We start from the raw sequence: 20878 nt of genomic DNA, 5'->3' as shown, positions 1-20878 counted from the left end.
GCTGCGTTTCGCAGCTTTTATTATTTGTGGCCATCAATGGTTTAATCGAGGCGTTTGTAGTTTTCTGAATTGATTCTATTTCCTTCCTCGTCCGTGAAAATTTGGCTGTACCTGTCTTTTTCCAGTAGCAGTTCCATATCCCATAGCATATCCGAATTGGTGATCTTACGCATAGAGGCGGACATGTATTCCAATTTTTCGGTTAAGGTACTGTCGGTGGTCTCGTAAGAACCATAGCCGAACCACTCGACGGAATCATTGGGTACATAACGGGTCCACATTACTTTGCCGTTGTAATACATTTTAATTTGGCGGTAACCATCGGCGATCAATAAGGTGTCGGAGGGGGTTACCCCGTCTTCATAGTTGTAGAAACTGACCAACTCCCATGTACCTTCAATTGTAGGGTGAAAGTTTGCTGTAGGACGGTATTCGGTGGCGGAAATCATTAAAAGCGAGAAGATGAGTATCGTGATTAATTTTTTCATGGCAAGTGTTTTTAAGGTTACTGAACAAGGGGTATGTAATATCGGACAGTAAAAACGAACAGTCCGTAAAGGAATCGGGTTTAATCTATTCTCCGGTAATTTTCCGAAGCAATGCGTCCTCCGTCTTCATCCAATGAAATTTGGGTATAGGTGTTGTTCTTTAATTGAAGCTCCATACGCCATACCATATCGGGATTAGCTATTTTTCGCATGGAAGCCGACATATATTCCAGTTTTTCCATAAGGGAATTATCCGTGGTCTCGTAAGAGCCATAGCCGAACCATTCAACCGTTTTGTTGGGGGTATAGCGCGTCCACATGATTTTTCCGTTATAGAACATTTTGATCTGGTGGTATCCCTTTTCGGGGGTGAGTGTATCGGTAACGTTTTCACCGTCGTAGTTGTAGCGGCTGACCAATTCCCAAGTACCTTCTATCGTTGGGTGAAGTTCGGGAACGTTCTTCGGGTTCTTTGTTGCTGAGATGAGCAGAAGCATCATTAGAGCCAATCCTATAAGCTGTTTCATAGTAGTGTTATTTTAGGTGGATAAGCGGTTTTGTACCAATAAGTTACAACAAATTTTAGGAAAATCGTATTTTTTGTAACAGAAAATTGAGATATTGATACTGTAGGTAAAATCTTTCATATTATGTGTTTGAAAATTCAAAGAATATAAAAACAGCATATTCATAATTAGAGGAAGTTATTTTACAGAAGTGTGATTTTTCCTTCGGAGCGTTAAGTGTTTGTTAATTATTCGCTAATTTTATTAGATAAACTAACTCTAAATACACATGAAAAATATTACACTAGTAATGTTTGTCCTCTTGTGTTCTTACACTTCTTTCGGACAAACAATTTCGGGCAGCGTCACAGATGCAGAAAATGTTCCGCTACCGGGAGTCTCCATTGTAGTCGAACGAACGAACAAGGGAGGAACCACGGATTTTGATGGAAAATACACAATAACCGCTTCTCAAGGTGATGTTTTGAGCTTTTCATATATTGGTATGAAAACTAAGAGGGTTACAATCGGTAGTAATCAAACTATTAATGTAGTTCTTGAAGAAGATGCACAGCAATTGAGCGAGGTTGTAGTAACAGCTTTTGGTTTGGAAAAGGAAACGAAGACCCTCGGTTATGCTGTACAAAAAGTTGATGCTGATGAGTTAACACTGGCAGGAAACGTTAACCCCTTGGAAACCCTTCAGGGTAGGGTTGCCGGTGTCCAAATCAATCGAACATCTGGGGCTGCAGGTGGGGGTGTTGATATTTTGATACGAGGTGTGACTTCCGTAAATCCTGGTAGGGATAACCAACCTTTAATAATTGTTGATGGTATCGCGCTTAACAACGATACCTTTGCGGGTAATGTACTTCCTAGTGCAGGTTCTAATGCTTCAGGTAGTAACGAACAATTCTCTTTCTCGAACAGGGCAGGGGATATTAACCCCGAAGATATAGAAAGCTTCAATGTGCTTAAGGGGGCCGCAGCGACATCTTTATATGGTATTCGAGCTTCTAACGGAGCCATTGTAATTACTACTAAAAAGGGAAGACAAGGGAAGGTCAAAGTTGGGGTAACGGCATCTACAACAGTTAGAGAGGTTAGAAAAACACCAACTTTGCAGACTACATACCGTGAAGGCCATCGTACCTCAAGAATACCTGCGGTTGAAGACTCTAGTCAACCTAACGGCTATAATTATTATGCGGGCTTTTCATTTTATTCTTGGGGAGTTCCTTATACCGATGATTCTTTTGCTTTGGAAGATGGAACGGTCATAGACCTTAGCAATGATAGCTTCAACGACCCTTATGATTTTTTTAAAACTGGAGTAAATACTCAGATCAACTTTAATTTGAGTGGGGCAACGGATAAGCTTGATTATTATCTGTCAGCTGGGAAAAGTAGTGATGAAGGCATTGAGCCAAATACATCTTATGATAAAATTAATTTCCGTTTTAAGGGAGGATATAAGGTAAATGATAAGTTTAATGTAAATTCTTCAATCGCTTTTACAAATTCAGGAGGGACCCGTGGAACTGGTGGGGACAAATCTATTTACAGTGCCTTGTCCTACTGGTCTGCAACTTTTGATGTAAATGATTATTTGTTACCTGATGGAAGCGAAAAAAATTATACTGATGGTATTGCGGATAATCCAAGATATCTTGCAGAAACAAGTAATCTGAAAGATGATGTAAATAGATGGGTAGGTAACATTACGTTAAATTGGAACCCTGCGGAATGGGCTAATATTTCATATGCTGTACAGGTAGATAACTACTCGGATCTTCGTAACCGTTTTGTACCGCCGGATGTAGATGCCGGTTCTCAAATCGGCGGATTCTTGGTAAATGAGAATATCAATTTTACTGGGGTCGAATCAAATTTGTTAGCCACTTTCACTAAAGATTTTTCCGAAGATTTCTCATCTACGCTTACGGTTGGTCATCAACTATCCGATACCAAGACAAACTACTCTTATCTCAGGGGGGAGGGATTGAATCTTCCTGGTATCAAGGAAATTAGTAATACCACTAATCTTTTTGGGGATAAAACGGTAACTCAGTTAAGAAATATGGGTGTTTTTGGAGATTTAAGATTTGGTTATAAAGATGTTCTGTTTTTATCTGTAACCGGACGTAATGACTGGATTTCGGTTATGCCTCCAAAAAACAGATCATTTTTTTACCCATCGGTAAGCCTATCTTATTTATTTAACGACCTATTGGATCCAGAAGGAAAATTCTTCACTTTTGGAAAACTAAGAGGTTCTTGGGCACAAGTGGGTAAAGGTCCGAACTTCGGACAGATTGGACAGTACTTTATAAAAGACAGTGACTTTCCTTTTAGTGGGGCCGGGGGCTTTAGGGCTAGTACTCAGTTTGGTGATACTGAACTTATTCCCGAGAGAAGCAATACTTTGGAAGTAGGTGCCGATTTACGTTTTTGGGATAATCGCATAAGGCTTGATTATTCTTATTATAACACTAAAGTAAGAGATCAGATATTTCCCGTAGGTTCGGCATATTCTTCGGGTCTGTCTAGTGTTATTAGAAATGCAGGAGATTATAAAACATGGGGACATGAGTTTTTATTGAGTGCAAAACTTATCAGTGGCGAAACCTTTAATTGGGAATCAGTCGTCAACTTTTCAACAACAGCAGGGGAAGTAACGGCTATACCTGAAGATTTGGATGAGATTGTATTTTATGATGATTTCATTACGGGAAAAGCTAAAGTCGGTGATGAATTGGGAGCCTTATATGGTTGGGTGTTTCAAACGGCACCTGACGGGCAACGTTATGTGGATGATAGTGGATACTGGGTAGTAACAGGTTCTGAGAACTCTGGGTATTACTTTGAAGGCGAAAATGCAAAAGTTCTCGTAGGGAATGCATTTCCAGATTACATATTGTCTATGTCCAATTATTTCAAATACAAGAATTTTGGTTTAAATTTCTTGATTGAGTATAAGGCAGGAGGGGACTTATATGACCGTGGTTTAAGAAATTCTCTCAGAAATGGTAACCTTGCGTTAACCGAATTCCGTGATAAGACAAAGATTCTAGAAGGTGTTGTGTCAGATGGAAGTGGTGGCTTTGTACCAAATACGAAGCCAGCTTTAATTAATGCAGATGATTTTTATAGAAGTAGTTCGGTCTACAGTGCGGCTTCAGAAGTATTACTGCAAGATGGTTCTTGGGTAAAACTTCGAAATATTGGAGTTTCTTATGACATGCCTAAAGAATTTGTTAGACGTATAGGATTGACTAAAGTAGCTGTAAATGCTAGTGCGAATAACATCATATTGTGGACACCTTTTGATGGGTTCGACCCCGAAAGTAACCAGTTTAGCGCCGGAAGCAATATTTACGGCTTTACAGGTTTGACTACTCCATTAACGCAGAATTATTCACTTGGCCTTAGCCTTGAATTCTAAAAAAAAAACAGATGAAAAAGTTTTATATATCTATCATATCGTTAGCCTTTTTGGCCTTAGGTTGTAGCGATGAATATTTTGATGTAAATGTACCGTCCGGCTCTGCGACCGAAGATCAATTGGGGATGAACGATTTGTTGGCCCCGGCTATTTATCATACGGTAATGGCGCAGTATTATGCAGAAAGGAGTTTTGGTAATTATACTCAGTATTTTACAGGTCAAGGAGGAACAACAATCGGTACTACATCAATAGGGAGTACATGGAGTAATATATATTTATACGCCTTGCCGAATATAAAGACCATATTAAACAAAGCTGAAGAAACAGGGTCTAATCACTTTAGGGGAATTGCAAAGGTATTGACGGCTATTAATCTCGGTCTGGCCACGGATAGTTATGGGAGTATCCCTTATTCGGAAGCTTTTCAGGGTACAGAAAACCTTAAACCTGTATTTGATTCACAAGAATCTATTTATTCGAGTATTAATCTGCTTTTGAGTGATGCCATATCGGACCTTGACCAGGCAAACGCTTCGGAATTTTTACCTACTACTGGAGATATTGTATATGGGGGCGATGCAGATAAATGGCTTCGTGCAGCCTATACGTTAAAGGCAAGGTATGCTTTGCATCTAACAGAAGTAAATGGAGTAGAAGCTGCTAATGCGGCATTACTGAGTTTGAAAAACGGTTTCATATCCAACGATGATGATTTTGAAATAAATTTTGAGGAGCGAAATATAAACCCTTGGCATTCACGAGAAGTTTTAGCTGAGAGAACCGGTAATGTACACGATAAGATTGGTGATCAATTGGTAAGTTACATGAACGGAACTTCCTATCCTTTTGAAAGTGGCATGCTGCTCTTTGACCCCCGCCTTCCTGTGTATGCGGACAATGAAGGGGATGAAGGAAGCCCTTATAGAGGTTATGTAAGTGGTGGAGGAGGAATTTCATCTGACGGAGAAGATGCAAATACTGATTTCGCAGATGATGGTTTTTATACTTCGATAGATTCTCCTATTGGTGTAATTACATATGCAGAAGCACTCTTTATTAGGGCAGAAGCTGAATTTTTGGTAAACGGAGGTACAGAAACAAGTTTAGGTTCTACTGCTGATGCCTATACGGCTTATTTGATGGGTATTGAGGCTAATATGAATAAGTTAGGCGTTGATGGATCTGCATACTTGGAAGATGGCGCTATTGCGGTAGGGGAGACTAATTTGATGTTACATCACATTATGAAGGAAAAATATATTGCCAATTTTTTAAATGCAGAAACATATGTTGATTTTAGAAGATATGATTTTTCATCAGATGTGTTTAAAGATTTGGAACTGCCGTTAGATAATGCAGAAACAGAATTCCCCGGGGCTTGGTTTGTTCGGGCATCTTACCCTGATCAAGAAGAAACTAGGAATCCAGAAAATGTTCAGGCTAATAAAAAATCACCTATCGATCCAGTATGGTGGGATAAAGACTAAATACAATTGACATTTTTAAGGAAGGATATTAACGCATTCCAATAGATGCTTGATATCCTTCTTTTTGTGTGCGGCACTCAAAACGATCCTGCTCATGAGCTGGGCGTTTTTGTCAGGATAGGGAAAACTCGTAACTATAATTTTATGGGCGGCAAGGTATTCGGTCAACTGAACGTTTGAAAACGTAAAGGCAGGATGGTCCTGCATAAAATGGAACTGTTTTCGCTTTTTGAGATGGTCCAAAAAATAGGCGATGTTCCGTTGTAGACGATTCCTTTTTAAACCATATAGGCCATCGGCCTCCAATAGTGTGGCCATGGCCGCAGGGGTAGCCGGACTGGCTCCTCCGAAGAATGAGGTGTCGGCCAAAGCGGCTAGACGCGCCTTAGTGCCGAAAATGGCACCTGCCTGAATACCGAAGCCTTTGCCCAAAGATCCACATACGATAAGTTCCTTGATATTCAGTTTTGCCAAGATGCTATAGACGCCTCCGCCATTTTTACCTACGATTCCCAATCCATGGGAGTCATCGACAACTAAAAGAATTTTGTCCAAAGGAAGAACTTGCAAGGCTTCAAAATGGGGGTAGTTGCATCCAGAGAAATCGATACCGTCCAAAAAGACTACAGGAGTCGTCTTACTAGAGGATAAATGCTCGCGAACGGCAATGTTCAATGCCGCAAAGGTGGTATAGGGTTTGATTTTTTCCTGATAGAGGGCCGAATGGGTGTTGGGCGCATAGAAGAATTGATGTGCTTTGGTATTGAGGGCCTGGGCTAAAAACTGACCGGCCAAATAACCCGATGACAACGAGATACAGGCTTCGCTGCCCACTAAGTCCGCTAAATACGCTTCGGCTTTATCAAATACCGATAAACGGATATTCGATTTTCTGGAGGCCCCATAGTTGGTGCCATACTTCTTGATATTTTTTATAAATAGTTTCTGAAAATCGGCATCGGTCTGAAGGCCCAAGTATGAGGTGCCTCCAAAATAGAGGTGCGAAACCCCGTCAATGGTGATTTTTCTTCCAGGAAATGTATCTATATAGTGGTTCATGGCCTTAGGCTTACTCCTGTTCCGTTCAATCGCGGAAAGATGAGCTTTCCGTCAGGCAATATTTTTACACCGTCGGCAATATCCGATTTGAGTAGCAATGGTCCGTCCATATCTACAAAGTCCAGTTGCGGAACCAGTTGGGCAATGGCGGAAATACCCACGGTAGATTCCGTCATACAGCCCACCATAACCTTGAGTCCCATTTGTTTTGCTTCGTGTATCATACGTAGGGCAGGGGTAAGGCCACCGCATTTGGTGAGTTTGATGTTGATGCCGTTAAAATAGTCCCCACATTGTTTTACATCACTTTCAACGATACAGCTTTCATCGGCAATAACGGGGAGAACGCTGTGTTGCTTCACTTTTTGCATCCCGTCCCAATCATCGGCCTTTAAGGGCTGTTCAAGAAACTCAACGCCCAACTCCTTGAGTAATGGGGCATTGGCAATGGTCTCGTCGGCAGACCAGGCACAGTTGGCGTCTATTCGAAATACGGCATCGGTATGCTGGCGCAGGGCCTTAACGATGGCAACATCGTCTTCGGTCCCTAGTTTGATCTTATAAATAGGCCATGGCATTTCTTTCATTTTTTCCACCATTTTTTCAACGGGGGCGATGCCTATGGTATAATTCGTGGTTGGATAAGAAGTGTTGCCGGTACCCCATATGTCATAAAGGGGCTTCCCTTGTAATTTGCCATAAAGGTCCCAAGCGGCAAGGTCTAACGCGCAGATCGCAAAATTGGATAGCTTTTTACTTGTCAAAAAAGCATGGAAGTTTTCAGGGTGATCGATGTGGAAATCTTCTATTTCTTTTCGGATGGTTTCAATTTCCGCCATCATGCTTTCAACGGTAATGTTGTAGTACGGGTTTGATGTGGTTTCACCATAACCGGTTTTTCCGTCTAAGGAAAGACTAAGGATAAGCGTATCTTGAAAATCGTGTGATTCGCGTGAAATACTAAAGGTGTGTTTTAGGGCTAAAACGTATTTTTTTAAATCTAACTGCATGGTCCAATTGTTTCCACTAATATAAAAAGAGAAAAAAGGATTGTGCCGGTCTTGCGGCTTTTTTTTGAAAAGTTAAAAAGATGAAGCCTGATCTGGGGTTAAACCAAAAACAAGCTGCCGAAAATTCGACAGCTTGCATTGGTGGTTGTATGTAATGTGGCCTTAATACTTGTGTACGCTACCTGAAACCGATTTTTTAGTTTTTACGCTGGCATTGCCCGAATAGGCTATGTTACCTCCGCTACTAGCATCGGCTATAAGCGATTTCGATACATGGATCTTAATGTTTCCGCCGCTGCTGGCATCTGCCGAACAGGTCTGGATCGATAGATTTTTGGCGTTGATATTGGCTCCACTGCTCACATCTACGTCAGCCCGGTTGGCTTGTCCCGATATGTTGAGGTTAGCGCCACTGCTGGCGTCTATTTCCAAGGCATCGGCAACCAATTGAATATTGATTTGGGCCCCGCTGCTACCGTCTATGTCAAGATTATCACTTTTAAGGGCTTTTTCGGTCTGTATCCGCGATCCGCTAGAGGCACTTAAATTTGAAATGACCGGAAGTGAGACATATACGTTTTTAGTGGCACGGCCTATATTCTGTTTGGCGTGGATACGTAATTTCCCGTTTTTAATGTCCGTGGCAATGAGGTCTATGATATTTTCGTCCGCCTCTACTTTTATGTCGAACTCTTTAGATTGCGTCACGTAGACGGCTAGGCCTTCCGAAGCCGATACCTTTGTGAATTCGTCCGTAATATCCCGTTTGTCGGTTACCACGGTTCCGTTACCCTTTTCTCCCGCGCCAAAATCCCCGAGGTTTATGTCAAAACCGCAAGAAGATAAAAATAGCGCTACTAAAAATGCTATTGCAATACGAATTAAAGTTGTCATGATCGTTGTTTTAAGATTGATGTAAAATTGCACTATATGTTGTGTTTTGGCCAGATTTTCAGACTCAAATGTCAAATGTTGTTGCTGAATTGATTACACTGGGCCAATAGGGTGCCCTGGTTTAAATTTTTGGATCAGGTGCTTCTGGTTCTGGATGATTGTCATCAACGTCTATGTTGATGCCATCTTCATTTATGTTGATTTCGTTTTTTCCATTGGCATCGTTTTCATGGGCCTTTATTTGCACCCCTTCTTCATCAATTTTCATTTTGAAAGATTCACCGTCGTCTTGAATATCGATATCGATGCCGTTTTTGTTTATTCTGATCTTGTTCCTTCCATTGCCGTCGTCTTCTTCAATATCTGATATTTCTGGGCATTCTTGACATTTTAACTCCCCGTCGGCACCCATTTTCCATATCTCGCCTTTAATTTCGCAACCGTCTAGGTCCCTATCATTTTTGGCATGGAACCTCCAGCAGTTAAAACCACTTTCTTTGTTGTACTTTAAAAGGGCACCCGCAGGTATGAATATGTTTACCCGTACTTCTTGGTTCATGATTTTGTTCTCACGGGCGGTGGTCAAAAAGTCTTCGAGCAACAAGGTATTGCCTTCTATTTTGTATTCGTAATTGATCTTTTCGGCCAATTCTTCGGCCTTTTTAAAGGAAGAACCGTCGGATTCCTTAACGATTTCTATTTTGGCTATCGAGTCTCGTGAACGTTCAATATAAAAGCTGACGTCGTCAAGAACCATAACCTCTTCTCCAGCTTCGTTCCGGGTAATGGTGAGTCCGTCCAATTCAACCCTTCTTTTGTTCCTGAACCGGGTATCGTAGGCTACTACCTGAATGTCCAATGTATCCGTTAGGTCTCTAAAATAAAGGTCTTCGGTAAGCTCGGAAGTGTCTGAGTAGGCTCTTGCGGCAGCTTGTTTGATACCAAAGACAATGAGCATGATAATCGAGATCAACCAGAGTCCCAATAAAGAGAACTTCGCAATATTACCGATGGACTTTAAGTTGTTGACCAAAATTTTCAAACCTAGGTACAAAAGGAAGAAAAACGGAATGCCTATGGCTAAGAAACCGAGTATGGATACGAGCCAAATGGGCATGTTACTGGCATCTACCAGATTGTACATATTAAGGCCAGGTATCTGAACCATATCGGAAATACCCACGGTTATCATGCCTATAAAAAGGCCTATGATAGTCGAGGCCCCGATAATGATCAAGATAATGCCAATGAACTTTCCGATGACCTTAAAGAAGAACATGATAATGTCCCCAAGGGTGTCAAAAAACGACTTACCTCCGCTTTTTACCTTGTTACCTACACCTTCATAATCAACGCTCTTAATTTTTTGGGCAACATCATCAAAGCCTTCCTTGACCTTGCGTTCTATATTGCTGATGTTGACGTCCTCCCCCCGCATATCCAATTTTTGCGCAGTTGTGGCGGCTTCAGGGATCAATAACCAAAGTAGGCCATAGATCAGGATAAACCCACCGGTAGAACCTATGGTCAGAAGTACCCATAAAAGACGGATCCACAAAGGGTCGATATTAAAGTAGTGGGCCAAACCCGAAGATACACCGGCTACGTATTTCTGCTCGGTATCGCGGTATAGTTTCTTTGATTTTCTATGATCGGAATTCGTTCTTCCCGTATGGGGTTCGTCTTCAAAGATATCTTCGTCCACCATATAATCTTCAGGCTGCCCCATGATGGCGATTACCTCGTCTACCTGTTTTATGGTAATGACCTGGCGCTCGTTGTCGAGCTTCTCATGGAAGAGTTCGGCTATACGCGCCTCAATATCGGCCAGTATTTCGTCACTGCCCGGGGTATTGGCGAAAGAGCGCTTTACCGACTCTAGGTAGCGCTGCATTTTGTTGTATGCATCTTCATCCATATGGAAGAGCATATTCGCTAGATTAATGTTTATAGTTTTGTTCATTTTTAGTCTTTTTTTCGCTGTAAGCCCATAAGGGGGTTGCTGTTACAGGGCGGTTTTTTTAGGTTTATTGATTGTTGGTTACCAAATTTGTAGCTGTTCTTAGCTCGTCCCACGTACTGTCCAGTTCCTTTAGGAAAAGCTTACCTTTTTCTGTCAGGGCGTAGTACTTTCTCGGTGGGCCGGAAGTTGATTCTTCCCAACGATAACTGAGAAGTCCCGCATTTTTTAATCGGGTTAGCAGAGGATAAATGGTGCCCTCTACGACAAGCATTTTAGCATCTTTCAGCGTGGCGAGAATTTCAGAGGCGTATTTGTCTTTTCCGTTTAAGATAGACAAAATACAGTACTCCAAAACGCCCTTGCGCATCTGTGCTTTTGTATTTTCTACATTCATAATTTCGTTTTGCTTTTTATGCAGTTCCTTAAAATTGGGGGAACGTGTCTGTTCGTAAATGGTACCCTGCATAGTGTGATTGTTCGTTTTTTGTCTACTCTGGTTCCGCTGAGGTTATCGCCCCGTGATTAGTGGGGCCCTTGTTGCGGAACCAGGGTAAATTGATTGATGAATAAACTCCTTTTTGATCAGGTATGATGAGTACCTTTTTTATGCTAATGAAGGCTAATGACCCTCATAATTTTCCAGATGGCTTCGGTCTTTTTCCATATAATAATAAACTTGCCCGGTTCTGATATGGCGTCGGCTTCCTCGTTGTTGTGAAATTTGTGAAAACCAATTTCTACGGCGCCGTATTCGTTAATGGGGTAGACTTCAATACTGCCTTCTACCAACTCTCGTGTTACCTTTCCGCAAATGTTTTTCTTTAAACTATCGAGTAAATCTTGTTTCGAGGTGGTCAAACCTCCTTTGTCGTGATAGAACTCTATGTCTTCGGCGTACATTTCAGCTTGCTTTTCCATATTGCAGCTGTTATACGCTTCAAAGTAGGTACGGTCTAATTGGGTTATGGTTTCCTTTAAGGATGCTTCGATAACAGGCTGCGCCGTCATGTCCGAAAAACCGGAAAGTAAAAGAATCAAGGTGATGACGACGTATAGCTTCATTATTTTAAAAATTTTATGGTGAGGGGGTAGGTAAACTCTTGGCCTTCGTTGGTACGGATAACGGCTAAAATGGTGTAGACTACATTAACGACAAAGAGAGCGCCGTGCGCCAGTCCGGCCATGCCCAAAGGAAAGAGCCAACCACTAAGATTAAGACTCTGACTAAAGTCTATGTTAAGGTTGTTGTAGTCGTTCAAATGGTCTAAACCCAAAAGACTACCGTTCAGTAATCCAGGAAATAAGCCGGCGAAAAGCGGTATACTGATAGCACCCAATACGATAGAGTAGAGTAGTAGGCTAATTTGAAAGTTCAAAACCTGCTTACCGTTATAATCTACAAAGGCATAGTCCCTTCTGTTGGCCGTCCATAATACCAAGGGTATAATAAAATTGCCGAAGGGAATAAAGAATTTAGAAAAGGCCGAGGCATGCAGCATGGCAGCTAAATTCCGTTCGTGTTTTGTTAGTGTACTTTCCATGACTTAGTAATTTCTTATGCAAATATATGTCTAAAAGAAGGTACTATGCAAAACAAAGTACTGAATATTAACATAGAATTAACAATTGAAAAGACGAAAAAAATATATACATTTAGGAAAAATATATAACACAATGGCAGTATCTACGGGCAAGTTCAACACATTTACATTCTTTAAGTTACCCTCTGCGTGGTGGTGTGGGGTGCGGTTGCGCTATATCGATGAAACCAAGGCAGTGGTAACGGTAAAGCACAAATGGTTCAACCAAAACCCGTTTAAAAGTATGTTTTGGGCGGTACAAGGGATGGCCGCCGAACTAAGTACCGGGGCCATGGTCATCGCCCAGATCAAGGAAAGCGGAAAAAAGATATCGATGCTCGTGGCGAATAACACCGCCAATTTTTCTAAGAAGGCGACCGGTAAGATTACGTTTACCTGTGAAGACGGTCATTTGATCAAAGAGGCCATAGACAAAACCTTGGCTACGGGTGAAGGACAAGCCTTTTGGATGAAGTCCGTTGGGGTAAATGAAGATGGGGTAGTGGTGTCTACTTTTAAATTTGAGTGGACGATACGGGTAAAACAATAATTTTTTCCCATTTTATTGTAACATTTTCCCGTCAAAAGTTAACTAACAATCATCAACGAAAAAACGAATAAGAAATGAACGCACATGAAATCGATTACCAGATTTACGGTGAAGAAATGCAATACGTAGAGATAGAACTAGACCCGCAAGAAGCCGTAGTGGCCGAGGCAGGAAGTTTTATGATGATGGATTCCGATATAAAGATGGATACTATTTTTGGGGATGGCTCCAACCAAGATACCGGGGTACTCGGCAAGATTTTTTCCGCTGGAAAACGGATCTTGACCGGTGAAAGCCTTTTTATGACGGCCTTTTTAAATATAGGACAGGGAAAAAGACAGGTGAGTTTTGCCTCTCCCTATCCTGGGAAAATCCTTCCTATAGACCTTTCGGAAAAACAAGGCAAGTTCATCTGCCAAAAAGATGCCTTCCTGTGTGCGGCAAAAGGAGTATCGGTGGGTATCGAATTTTCCAAGAAATTGGGTAGAGGTTTATTTGGAGGAGAAGGTTTCATTATGCAAAAATTGGAAGGCGATGGTTTGGCTTTTGTCCATGCCGGAGGTACCATGGCAAAAAAGGAATTGGCAGCTGGCGAAATACTAAAAGTAGATACCGGTTGTATTGTGGGGTTCTCGCAAACCGTAGATTACGATATAGAGTTCGTGGGCGGAATAAAAAACACCATTTTTGGGGGAGAAGGACTTTTCTTTGCTACCTTAAGGGGGCCGGGTACCGTATATATCCAATCCTTGCCGTTCAGCAGACTTGCCGGTAGGGTATTGGCCTCGATTCCAAAAGGAGGGAAAGATAAAGGGGAAGGAAGTATTCTGGGAACCCTTGGCGATATTGTCGGAGGTGACAATCGGTTTTAGCCAAAGCACAAACCGATACAGCGTAGAACATATATAATGAAAAAGCGCAATGGCGCTGAATTTAGATGGATTTTAAAAACCTGGTAGAATTTTTAAAGGCACTCAATACAAACAATTCCAAAGAATGGATGGATGCCAATAGGAAGTGGTATAAGGAAGTTCGGGACGATTTTATAAAGTGGTTAGACCATATGAACCTTAGCTTGGCCGAAATCGATGCGGAGTATTTTGATACACCAGGCAAAAAAGGAATCAACAGAATCAATAACAACCTCATGTTTCACCCCAATAAACCGGTGTATAAAGACCATTTTGGGGCAGGCTTGGACAAAAGACCGCTTACGGGCGATTTTTATATTGAAATCGGTATAGAAAGATGTATCATGGCAGGCGGCTTTTGGCGACCCGATGCGGCAACATTGAAAAGTATACGAGACGCCATTGATTATGATGGGGAAAACCTAAAGAAGATTGTTGAGAAAAAGTCGTTTAAAAACACCTTCGGAGGCCTGTATGAAGATGTCAAACTCGTAAAAGCGCCCAAAGGATTCCCCAATGACCATAAATACATTGATTTTTTGAGAAATAAAACCTTTGCCGTGGCACACGAGTTTGCTACTAATGAAGTGTTTAGGGGTGATTTTGAAGAGAAAATTATAAATGTGTACAAAGAAATGCTCCCTTTTAGAAGATATCTCAATAAAGCGGTAACAGTGGTATGATGATAGCGCTTAAATTAATCGTTTTGCATACTTTTGAGGTATTTAGAGATCAATCTCTAGATTTGAAAGGTTTTTCTTGTTATATTTTAGGGGGGATATGGAACTACAAGACTTTAAACAGCTACGGGTTTGGATAATAGACGATGATCTCGTCTCACTATTTGCTGCCAGATACGGAATAGAGCAACTGGGCAAACCTTATACCGTATTGGATTTTGACAGTGCGGAGGTCGCTTTGAAAATTTTACATGATAGTCTTGAAGGGGCCGAAGAGCTTCCCGATATTATTTTATTGGATCTTGTGATGCCAAAAATGGATGGTTGGGAGTTTTTGGAGAAATTTGAAGAATTGCCTATGCATGTTAAAAAAACCGACATTTATATACTATCCGCATTTTTAAGTACTAAGGAAAGGCAGCGGGCAAAGCAACATTCAGAGGTGAAGGGCTATTTTGATAAACCTATTTCTAAAAGGGCCTTAGGCCGTATTTTTGGTGAAAAGGAAAATGCCATTTAATTTATTACATCTTACATGGGCCGTTTCGGCCCGAACAAACCCATAGATCAACACGGTGAAAAACGGCAGTATTAAGAATATAAAAAAAGAAGTGCTCTCCGATAATTGGTATACACTCAACAAATATGTATACGATTACCAAAAAGAAGACGGTTCTTGGGAAACTCAGGAAAGAGAGGCCTACGATAGGGGGAATGGAGCCGCAATTTTACTTTATAACCAAAGAAAAGGTACAGTGGTTCTTACCCGTCAATTCCGAATGCCGACCTATATCAACGGGAACTCAAATGGAATGATGATCGAGGTCTGTGCCGGACTTTTAGATGGTGATAATCCGGAAGATTGCATCAAGAAAGAAGTAGAGGAAGAAACGGGCTATCAGGTCGACAATGTGGAAAAGGTATTCGAATCCTATATGTCGCCGGGTTCGGTTACCGAGATCCTTCACTTTTTTATAGGCGCCTACGAAGAAAAAATGAAAGTAGGTGTAGGCGGTGGAGCGGAAGACGAGACCGAAAATATTGAGGTGCTCGAGTACCCGTTCGAAACGGCAATGGCTATGATCGCTTCCGGCGAGATCAAAGATGCCAAGACCATTCTTTTGTTACAGTACGCCGCAATCCACAAATTATTGGAATAGTATTTCCTGAGAACGATACTAATCTAATAGGTTTCCGCAACCTGACGTAGCACCTGTTGCATTCGCTTTTTTACTTCGGAGGTAGGCTGCCTATAATGATTGTTCATAAAACTAAAAATCAAAGTCTTGCCCGATCGGGTAATGAGGTAGCCGCTTAAACAGTAGTTATTGCTTAAGCTTCCTGACTTTGCATAGAGTTTCGGTACCCCTCCATCGTAATCCCATCCTTTTAAGGTCCCTGAAACCCCGTTCTCGGGAAAAATGGCAAACAGCCTTTTTCGGGCCATACTTTGGTATAGTTTATCGAGCACATTTACCATAGCTTCGGGAGTAAACAGGTTGTAACGTGATAGGCCTGATCCGTCTACCCATCTTGGGGCTTGACGAAGGTCCTGTAAATAGTTTTCCAAAACGTAATCTCGGGCTTTTTTACCGCTAAGGGTGTCCGATAGGGTGGAAGAGGCCAGGATTAAGAGTTGTTCGGCGATAAAATTATCGCTCTCATGCATCATCCGTACGTAAAGCGAATCGGTGGGTATGCCGTACAAGGTTTCTTTCTTAGGGGTATAAGCGGGCTTGCCTAGGCTGATGTTCTTGTTTAAGGCCGCTTCCAGTAACTTTTTGGTCAAGACGGAATCGGTTCTATAGGGTATTTCTACGGTGTCTCTTCTAGAAGGCGCAACGTAAAAGGTGTTCTTTTCCAAATCCCTGTTTCTGCGATGCCAATTGCGTACGATGTTCCCTTTAAAGAATTCGGGTATTACCTTGGTCCGTGAGATGCTCACGACATTGCCGTAAAGTGGCATTGGGGTCATTTCGGGCTGGTAGTAATAGTCGTAGTCGTCCCATGCCCAACCTTGACCTAGCTTTTCCCCCTCAAGATTGTTCAGGTCGAGTTCTATGTTGGCGTGGCGCTTTAGAAAGTTTAGGGCCGTACTATCCTTAAAGTAAGGATGTAGGGCCGCCGGGTCTCCGGTGCCTTGAACGTAAAGTTTCTTGCCCTGTTGCCAATATTTGAGGGTAGGAACTTTATCGGGCAGCAATTGAAGCGAAGCGAATAAGGTGAAGATCTTGGTGTTGCTTGCAGGGGTAAAGTATTTCTTACTTTGGTAGGCATAGAGGGTGTCCCTGTTTTCGGGGTCGAAAACCAATAGTCCCGTAAACTGGTTTTGGTAAAAAGTAGACGAAAGAATGGGGTCGGTCTGCTTTTTGAGGGTCTTTTTGTATGAAGAACAACTAGTTATGAAAATAGCTATCGAGAAGGCGATTAAAATTTTTTTCATGATTTTTGACATGTGTAAGAGCCCGTTATACATGTGTTTAACAAGAATTTGGCTAACATTTAACAACACACATGCAATATAGTAAATGCATAATTGTTTAACTTTATAAGGAGAGAATATCTCTTAGACAACTAATAACTTAAACATTTTGAAATATGGCTAGAGCTATGCTTGAGTACTCTAAAACAGTATTGAAAAAAGTTAGTTTTGACACAAAATTGTTCATCAAAGAATTACAAAAAGCAGTTACTAGGTTACTTCCCGAGGAAGTAGATGAACTCAAACTCTGGTTACAGCAATACATCACCGATAAACCAGAACTAAAACAAACTCTTATCTATTTAAAAGCATAATAAAAGCCCTCTGATCCAGAGGGCTTTTTTTTGTAAAGCAACTATCATATCCCATCATAGCACAATCGTTTGTGATAGGGGAGCTATTTGTTGATAGGACTGATAATTTTAACGTCCTGAAAGGCAATGGCGCCTCGTACGACACTCGATATCACTTCCCTTAGGGCATTCGTTATTTGTATCTTAAGTTCGCTCTTATGGTAGATCAAGCTGATTTCACGTGCGGGCGACGGTTTTTCAAAGTACTTTAATTTCTCTTTCTTTTTTTCGTCCAAGACCAAAGTGTTCAAATAGGGCAATAACGTCATACCCAGGTTTTCATCGGCGAGATTGATCAAGGTTTCAAAACTGCCGCTTTCCAAACGAAATGCCTCTTGACCAAGATTTCTCGGGGCCTTGCATAGGTTGATGACATTATCCCTGAAGCAATGCCCGTCTTGTAGTAAGAGTACATCATTGATGTCTAGGTCTTCCGGGGTTATGGTCACGGCCTTGCCAAGACGGTGTTCTTGGGGTACGTAGCCTACGAAAGGCTCGTAATACAAGGGTCTTTCCTTGATAAATTCTATTTCCAAAGGCGTAGCGGCAATTGCGGCATCGATATGGCCGTCTTGAATATTGCGGATAAGGGTCTCCGTACTCTGTTCCTTTATGATCAAGTTTACCTTGGGGTATTTGTTGATAAAGGTTTTTAGAAACATGGGCAGTAAGGTCGGCATAATGGTAGGGATGATTCCCAAAGTATAATCACCGCCAATAAACCCTTTTTCTTGGTCGACGACATCTTTGATCCTGCTGGCTTCGTTTACAATGTTTTTGGCCTGGGCCACTATTTTTTCGCCTACTTCCGTAATGGAAATGGGCTTTTTGCTCCTGTCAAAAATCAAGACGTCGAGTTCGTCTTCCAGTTTTTGAACCTGCATGCTTAATGTAGGTTGGGTGACAAAGCTTTTTTCTGCTGCTAATGTGAAATTCTTGTACTCGGCAACGGCCAGTACATATTGTAGTTGGGTAATTGTCATTTGCTATAAGTTCTAATGATAAAAATATAAAAACTATCAATGATATCAATCATGATAAGGGGGCTAATATTGCGTACCTTTATACTATAATTTAAACAACAGAAACCATGAAACTAAATAGCATAGGATTAAGTGAAAAAGACTCAAAATCATTGAGTGAGGACTTGAACGAATTGTTGGCTAATTTTCAGCGTTATTACCAAAATTTAAGAGGTATCCATTGGAATATTAAAGGAAAACGCTTTTTTGAACTCCATCCAAAGTTTGAAGAGCTTTACAACGAGGCCAACCTTAATGTAGATGAAATTGCCGAGCGTATATTGACTCTTGGGGGAGTGCCTTTACATACCTTTGAAGATTATATTGAAAGTTCAAAAGTCCCGGTAGGAAAGAATATTACCAAAGATGAAGAAGCTATTCGTTTGATCGTAGATTCCCTAAAAGAGCTTTTGGTTATAGAAAGACGCATTTTAGACGCTTCCGATAAATCAGGTGATGAAGGAACCAACTCTATGATGAGTGATTTTATCACAGGTCAAGAAAAGACCGTTTGGATGATGAAAGCTTGGTTGGCCGAAGAAATATAGTATAGGCGTTTATAGCCTTAAAAATCCCCGATGGAACTAGAATCCGTTGGGGATTTTTTTATTTTTCTTCTTCCGGCTTTTTTGTGTCAAAGGATTAAAATCAAGGCAAGCCTAGGTTAGAAAGCAAGCGCTTCGTCTCTTTTGCTTCCTCTGAATTGGGATTTAAGTGTAAGCGTGTGTTATTTCACTTGTAAACCCTTATCTGAATATGCTTGCTTATGTTTATATTCGAACAACATTTAATCGATAGGGTAATGAAGATTTTATTTATAGGGGGGACAGGGAACATTAGCACGGCCTCTAGCCGTTTGGCGCTTGAAAAGGGGATAGATCTGTATCATCTAAACCGAGGGACCAAGAAAGGTGGCCTAACTGGGGTTCAGACAATTTATGGCGATATAAACAAACCGGAAGAACTGTCTGAACTGCAAAAGCACAGTTGGGACGTGGTCGTAAATTGGATCGCTTTTACCCCAGAGGATATAGAACGGGATATTACATTGTTTCATGGTAAAACGAAGCAATACATTTTTATTAGTTCTGCGTCGTGTTACCAAACTCCTTTGCAGTATCCGATAATAACCGAATCTACACCGCTGTGCAATAATTTATGGGATTATTCACAGAATAAGATCCGGTGCGAGGACCGCCTGATGCAAGCCTATAGGGAAAAAGGTTTCCCTGTAACAATCGTACGCCCCTCTTTGACCTATGATACCGTAATACCCATCGCTATTGGCGGTTTTAGGGAGTATACCACTGCCGACCGCATCATTAAGGGAAAGGAAATTATCGTTCACGGAGACGGTACGTCTTTGTGGACGGTGACCCATGCCGACGATTTTGCAAAGGGTTTTGTAGGTCTGTTGGGCCTCACCACAGCCATTGGACATGCCTTTCATATCACTTCCGACGAAATACTCAGTTGGAACATGATTTATAGGATTTTTGCCGATGCACTTGGTTTTGAAGCTAGGGTAGTGCATATTGCTTCTGATTTTATCTGTAAGATAGAACCCTCGTTTACGGGAACTTTATTGGCGGATAAGGGGGAAAGCGTCATTTTTGACAATAGCAAGATCAAGACTTTTGTTCCTGGTTTTAAGGCGACGATTCCTTTTTCCGAAGGAATCAAAAGAACCTTAAAGTGGTTTGATGAAAACCCCGAACACAAAATTGTCAATGAAGACAAGAACCGTCAAATAGAACGGATACTCCAAGCGTATAAATCGCTTTAACCTGCCTTCTACTCCTTCTTGATGGCTTTGGCAATGGCTATACTCATCGGGTTTTTGGTGTCTTCAAGCTCGGCAATGATTTTCGGGTGGTCTTGTTTGCGGTTGCGCGACAGTTTGTACTGCGCTTGAATATCGGTGATCTCGATCTCAAAGCCTATAACGCCTTTCACTTGTTTTAGTGTGTGGGGCGACATCTTCTTCAGGGAAATAGGTTCTTTCGAATGGGCTTCGTATTTGTCGACCAAGCGGTGCATGGAGGCCATGACTTCTTCTTCGCTCAATATGCTCAATTTTCCATAGACATGAACGGCGATATAGTCCCAAGTAGGTACTTCTTCATCCTTGTACCAAGATGAGGAAATATAGGAATGCGGTCCGTTAAAGATACATAGTACTTCTTCGTTTTGGTCAAACTCGTGCCATTGCGGGTTGGCTTTGGCAATGTGGGCCGTGAGCACTTCTTTTCCTTCTTTGTTTACCTCTAGTTCTAAGGGAATGTGCGTTGCCCAAGGTTTGTTTTGATATTGGCTTACGAGAATGCCAAAACTGTTCGCTTTTAGGAACGCTCTAATTTCTGAAGCATTTTCATTACGGTGATGGTTAGGAATAAACATAAGCTAAGTTAATTGTCAGTTCTTTTGAAACTGTGTTTTAGGAAA

Annotated in this window: 22 protein-coding genes; 10 read left to right on the top strand and 12 right to left on the bottom strand. The window is 41.5% G+C overall.

What is annotated here, in order from left to right:
• Positions 1-41 precede the first annotated feature (41 nt).
• Together ZOBGAL_RS00735 and ZOBGAL_RS00730 are read right to left on the bottom strand one after the other, a co-directional pair.
• Positions 42-488: a hypothetical protein gene (locus tag ZOBGAL_RS00735; protein ID WP_013991536.1), complete on the bottom strand. Its 447-nt coding sequence runs from the start codon at positions 486-488 to the stop codon at positions 42-44.
• Positions 489-568: 80 nt separating this feature from the next.
• Positions 569-1015 (bottom strand): hypothetical protein, encoded by a 447-nt coding sequence (locus ZOBGAL_RS00730; RefSeq protein ID WP_046287261.1) that lies wholly within the window; start codon positions 1013-1015, stop codon positions 569-571.
• A 268-nt stretch (positions 1016-1283) separates the two neighbouring features.
• On the opposite strand from ZOBGAL_RS00730, the gene ZOBGAL_RS00725 reads away from it, so the two are divergent.
• Complete coding sequence (locus ZOBGAL_RS00725; protein ID WP_013991533.1) at positions 1284-4439, top strand: SusC/RagA family TonB-linked outer membrane protein; 3156 nt, start codon at positions 1284-1286, stop codon at positions 4437-4439.
• An 11-nt stretch (positions 4440-4450) separates the two neighbouring features.
• Positions 4451-5929 (top strand): SusD/RagB family nutrient-binding outer membrane lipoprotein, encoded by a 1479-nt coding sequence (locus ZOBGAL_RS00720; protein WP_013991532.1) that lies wholly within the window; start codon positions 4451-4453, stop codon positions 5927-5929.
• Positions 5930-5944: 15 nt separating this feature from the next.
• Here the strand turns inward: ZOBGAL_RS00720 and ZOBGAL_RS00715 are convergent, their stop codons facing one another.
• From ZOBGAL_RS00715 to ZOBGAL_RS00685, 7 genes are all read right to left on the bottom strand, one after another.
• Positions 5945-6988 (bottom strand): aminotransferase class I/II-fold pyridoxal phosphate-dependent enzyme, encoded by a 1044-nt coding sequence (locus tag ZOBGAL_RS00715; protein WP_013991531.1) that lies wholly within the window; start codon positions 6986-6988, stop codon positions 5945-5947.
• A complete protein-coding gene (locus ZOBGAL_RS00710; protein WP_013991530.1) occupies positions 6985-7998 on the bottom strand; it encodes a dipeptide epimerase in 1014 nt (337 codons plus the stop codon). Before ZOBGAL_RS00710 ends, ZOBGAL_RS00715 begins: the two co-directional genes overlap by 4 nt.
• Before the next feature lie 162 nt (positions 7999-8160).
• The gene (locus ZOBGAL_RS00705) at positions 8161-8892 is read right to left on the bottom strand and encodes a head GIN domain-containing protein (RefSeq protein WP_013991529.1); all 732 of its coding nucleotides are present in this window, start codon (positions 8890-8892) and stop codon (positions 8161-8163) included.
• A 121-nt stretch (positions 8893-9013) separates the two neighbouring features.
• A complete protein-coding gene (locus ZOBGAL_RS00700) occupies positions 9014-10855 on the bottom strand; it encodes a PspC domain-containing protein (RefSeq protein WP_013991528.1) in 1842 nt (613 codons plus the stop codon).
• Between the two features lie 64 nt (positions 10856-10919).
• Complete coding sequence (locus tag ZOBGAL_RS00695; protein WP_046287670.1) at positions 10920-11249, bottom strand: PadR family transcriptional regulator; 330 nt, start codon at positions 11247-11249, stop codon at positions 10920-10922.
• A gap of 215 nt (positions 11250-11464) precedes the next feature.
• The gene (locus ZOBGAL_RS00690; RefSeq protein ID WP_013991526.1) at positions 11465-11917 is read right to left on the bottom strand and encodes a nuclear transport factor 2 family protein; all 453 of its coding nucleotides are present in this window, start codon (positions 11915-11917) and stop codon (positions 11465-11467) included.
• On the bottom strand, positions 11917-12396 hold the full coding sequence (locus ZOBGAL_RS00685; RefSeq protein WP_013991525.1) for a DUF4870 domain-containing protein: 480 nt from the start codon (positions 12394-12396) through the stop codon (positions 11917-11919). Before ZOBGAL_RS00685 ends, ZOBGAL_RS00690 begins: the two co-directional genes overlap by 1 nt.
• 133 nt (positions 12397-12529) lie before the next feature.
• Between ZOBGAL_RS00685 and ZOBGAL_RS00680 the strand changes: the two genes are divergently transcribed.
• The 5 genes from ZOBGAL_RS00680 to nudK all read left to right on the top strand — a co-directional run bounded on the left by ZOBGAL_RS00680 (position 12530) and on the right by nudK (position 15736).
• Entirely contained in the window at positions 12530-12985 is a 456-nt protein-coding gene (locus ZOBGAL_RS00680) for a DUF4442 domain-containing protein (RefSeq protein ID WP_046287260.1), read from the top strand.
• Positions 12986-13059: 74 nt separating this feature from the next.
• Entirely contained in the window at positions 13060-13857 is a 798-nt protein-coding gene (locus tag ZOBGAL_RS00675) for a TIGR00266 family protein (protein ID WP_013991523.1), read from the top strand.
• A gap of 65 nt (positions 13858-13922) precedes the next feature.
• The gene (locus ZOBGAL_RS00670; RefSeq protein ID WP_013991522.1) at positions 13923-14579 is read left to right on the top strand and encodes a DUF2461 domain-containing protein; all 657 of its coding nucleotides are present in this window, start codon (positions 13923-13925) and stop codon (positions 14577-14579) included.
• Between the two features lie 97 nt (positions 14580-14676).
• Entirely contained in the window at positions 14677-15096 is a 420-nt protein-coding gene (locus tag ZOBGAL_RS00665; RefSeq protein WP_013991521.1) for a response regulator, read from the top strand.
• Positions 15097-15151: 55 nt separating this feature from the next.
• Positions 15152-15736: a GDP-mannose pyrophosphatase NudK gene (gene nudK, locus ZOBGAL_RS00660; RefSeq protein ID WP_013991520.1), complete on the top strand. Its 585-nt coding sequence runs from the start codon at positions 15152-15154 to the stop codon at positions 15734-15736.
• 23 nt (positions 15737-15759) lie between these two features.
• On the opposite strand, the gene ZOBGAL_RS00655 is transcribed toward nudK, so the two are convergent.
• Positions 15760-17019, bottom strand: a complete 1260-nt coding sequence (locus ZOBGAL_RS00655) for a D-alanyl-D-alanine carboxypeptidase/D-alanyl-D-alanine-endopeptidase (protein WP_046287669.1) — start codon at positions 17017-17019, stop codon at positions 15760-15762.
• A 155-nt stretch (positions 17020-17174) separates the two neighbouring features.
• Between ZOBGAL_RS00655 and ZOBGAL_RS00650 the strand changes: the two genes are divergently transcribed.
• Complete coding sequence (locus tag ZOBGAL_RS00650; RefSeq protein WP_046287259.1) at positions 17175-17372, top strand: hypothetical protein; 198 nt, start codon at positions 17175-17177, stop codon at positions 17370-17372.
• Positions 17373-17455: 83 nt separating this feature from the next.
• Here ZOBGAL_RS00650 and ZOBGAL_RS00645 read toward each other — a convergent pair whose 3' ends face one another.
• A complete protein-coding gene (locus ZOBGAL_RS00645) occupies positions 17456-18394 on the bottom strand; it encodes a LysR substrate-binding domain-containing protein (protein ID WP_013991517.1) in 939 nt (312 codons plus the stop codon).
• Positions 18395-18501: 107 nt separating this feature from the next.
• Between ZOBGAL_RS00645 and ZOBGAL_RS00640 the strand changes: the two genes are divergently transcribed.
• Positions 18502-18981, top strand: a complete 480-nt coding sequence (locus tag ZOBGAL_RS00640; RefSeq protein ID WP_013991516.1) for a Dps family protein — start codon at positions 18502-18504, stop codon at positions 18979-18981.
• A gap of 254 nt (positions 18982-19235) precedes the next feature.
• A complete protein-coding gene (locus tag ZOBGAL_RS00635) occupies positions 19236-20219 on the top strand; it encodes an NAD-dependent epimerase/dehydratase family protein (protein ID WP_046287668.1) in 984 nt (327 codons plus the stop codon).
• A gap of 8 nt (positions 20220-20227) precedes the next feature.
• On the opposite strand, the gene ZOBGAL_RS00630 is transcribed toward ZOBGAL_RS00635, so the two are convergent.
• The gene (locus ZOBGAL_RS00630; RefSeq protein WP_013991514.1) at positions 20228-20833 is read right to left on the bottom strand and encodes an FMN-binding negative transcriptional regulator; all 606 of its coding nucleotides are present in this window, start codon (positions 20831-20833) and stop codon (positions 20228-20230) included.
• Between the last annotated feature and the right edge of the window lie 45 nt (positions 20834-20878).

The organism is Zobellia galactanivorans, assembly GCF_000973105.1.
In the GTDB taxonomy this organism is placed as follows: domain Bacteria; phylum Bacteroidota; class Bacteroidia; order Flavobacteriales; family Flavobacteriaceae; genus Zobellia; species Zobellia galactanivorans.
The sequence above is the reverse complement of the archived record's forward strand: the minus strand, read 5'-3'. Positions and strand labels throughout refer to the sequence as shown.

Bases quoted from the DNA above. Each gene is read 5' to 3' on its own strand.
- ZOBGAL_RS00735 (WP_013991536.1), bottom strand. From the start codon at position 488: ATGAAAAAATTAATCACGATACTCATCTTCTCGCTTTTAATGATTTCC.
- ZOBGAL_RS00730 (WP_046287261.1), bottom strand. From the start codon at position 1,015: ATGAAACAGCTTATAGGATTGGCTCTAATGATGCTTCTGCTCATCTCA.
- ZOBGAL_RS00725 (WP_013991533.1), top strand. From the start codon at position 1,284: ATGAAAAATATTACACTAGTAATGTTTGTCCTCTTGTGTTCTTACACT.
- ZOBGAL_RS00720 (WP_013991532.1), top strand. From the start codon at position 4,451: ATGAAAAAGTTTTATATATCTATCATATCGTTAGCCTTTTTGGCCTTA.
- ZOBGAL_RS00715 (WP_013991531.1), bottom strand. From the start codon at position 6,988: ATGAACCACTATATAGATACATTTCCTGGAAGAAAAATCACCATTGAC.
- ZOBGAL_RS00710 (WP_013991530.1), bottom strand. From the start codon at position 7,998: ATGCAGTTAGATTTAAAAAAATACGTTTTAGCCCTAAAACACACCTTT.
- ZOBGAL_RS00705 (WP_013991529.1), bottom strand. From the start codon at position 8,892: ATGACAACTTTAATTCGTATTGCAATAGCATTTTTAGTAGCGCTATTT.
- ZOBGAL_RS00700 (WP_013991528.1), bottom strand. From the start codon at position 10,855: ATGAACAAAACTATAAACATTAATCTAGCGAATATGCTCTTCCATATG.
- ZOBGAL_RS00695 (WP_046287670.1), bottom strand. From the start codon at position 11,249: ATGAATGTAGAAAATACAAAAGCACAGATGCGCAAGGGCGTTTTGGAG.
- ZOBGAL_RS00690 (WP_013991526.1), bottom strand. From the start codon at position 11,917: ATGAAGCTATACGTCGTCATCACCTTGATTCTTTTACTTTCCGGTTTT.
- ZOBGAL_RS00685 (WP_013991525.1), bottom strand. From the start codon at position 12,396: ATGGAAAGTACACTAACAAAACACGAACGGAATTTAGCTGCCATGCTG.
- ZOBGAL_RS00680 (WP_046287260.1), top strand. From the start codon at position 12,530: ATGGCAGTATCTACGGGCAAGTTCAACACATTTACATTCTTTAAGTTA.
- ZOBGAL_RS00675 (WP_013991523.1), top strand. From the start codon at position 13,060: ATGAACGCACATGAAATCGATTACCAGATTTACGGTGAAGAAATGCAA.
- ZOBGAL_RS00670 (WP_013991522.1), top strand. From the start codon at position 13,923: ATGGATTTTAAAAACCTGGTAGAATTTTTAAAGGCACTCAATACAAAC.
- ZOBGAL_RS00665 (WP_013991521.1), top strand. From the start codon at position 14,677: ATGGAACTACAAGACTTTAAACAGCTACGGGTTTGGATAATAGACGAT.
- ZOBGAL_RS00655 (WP_046287669.1), bottom strand. From the start codon at position 17,019: ATGAAAAAAATTTTAATCGCCTTCTCGATAGCTATTTTCATAACTAGT.
- ZOBGAL_RS00650 (WP_046287259.1), top strand. From the start codon at position 17,175: ATGGCTAGAGCTATGCTTGAGTACTCTAAAACAGTATTGAAAAAAGTT.
- ZOBGAL_RS00645 (WP_013991517.1), bottom strand. From the start codon at position 18,394: ATGACAATTACCCAACTACAATATGTACTGGCCGTTGCCGAGTACAAG.
- ZOBGAL_RS00640 (WP_013991516.1), top strand. From the start codon at position 18,502: ATGAAACTAAATAGCATAGGATTAAGTGAAAAAGACTCAAAATCATTG.
- ZOBGAL_RS00635 (WP_046287668.1), top strand. From the start codon at position 19,236: ATGAAGATTTTATTTATAGGGGGGACAGGGAACATTAGCACGGCCTCT.
- ZOBGAL_RS00630 (WP_013991514.1), bottom strand. From the start codon at position 20,833: ATGTTTATTCCTAACCATCACCGTAATGAAAATGCTTCAGAAATTAGA.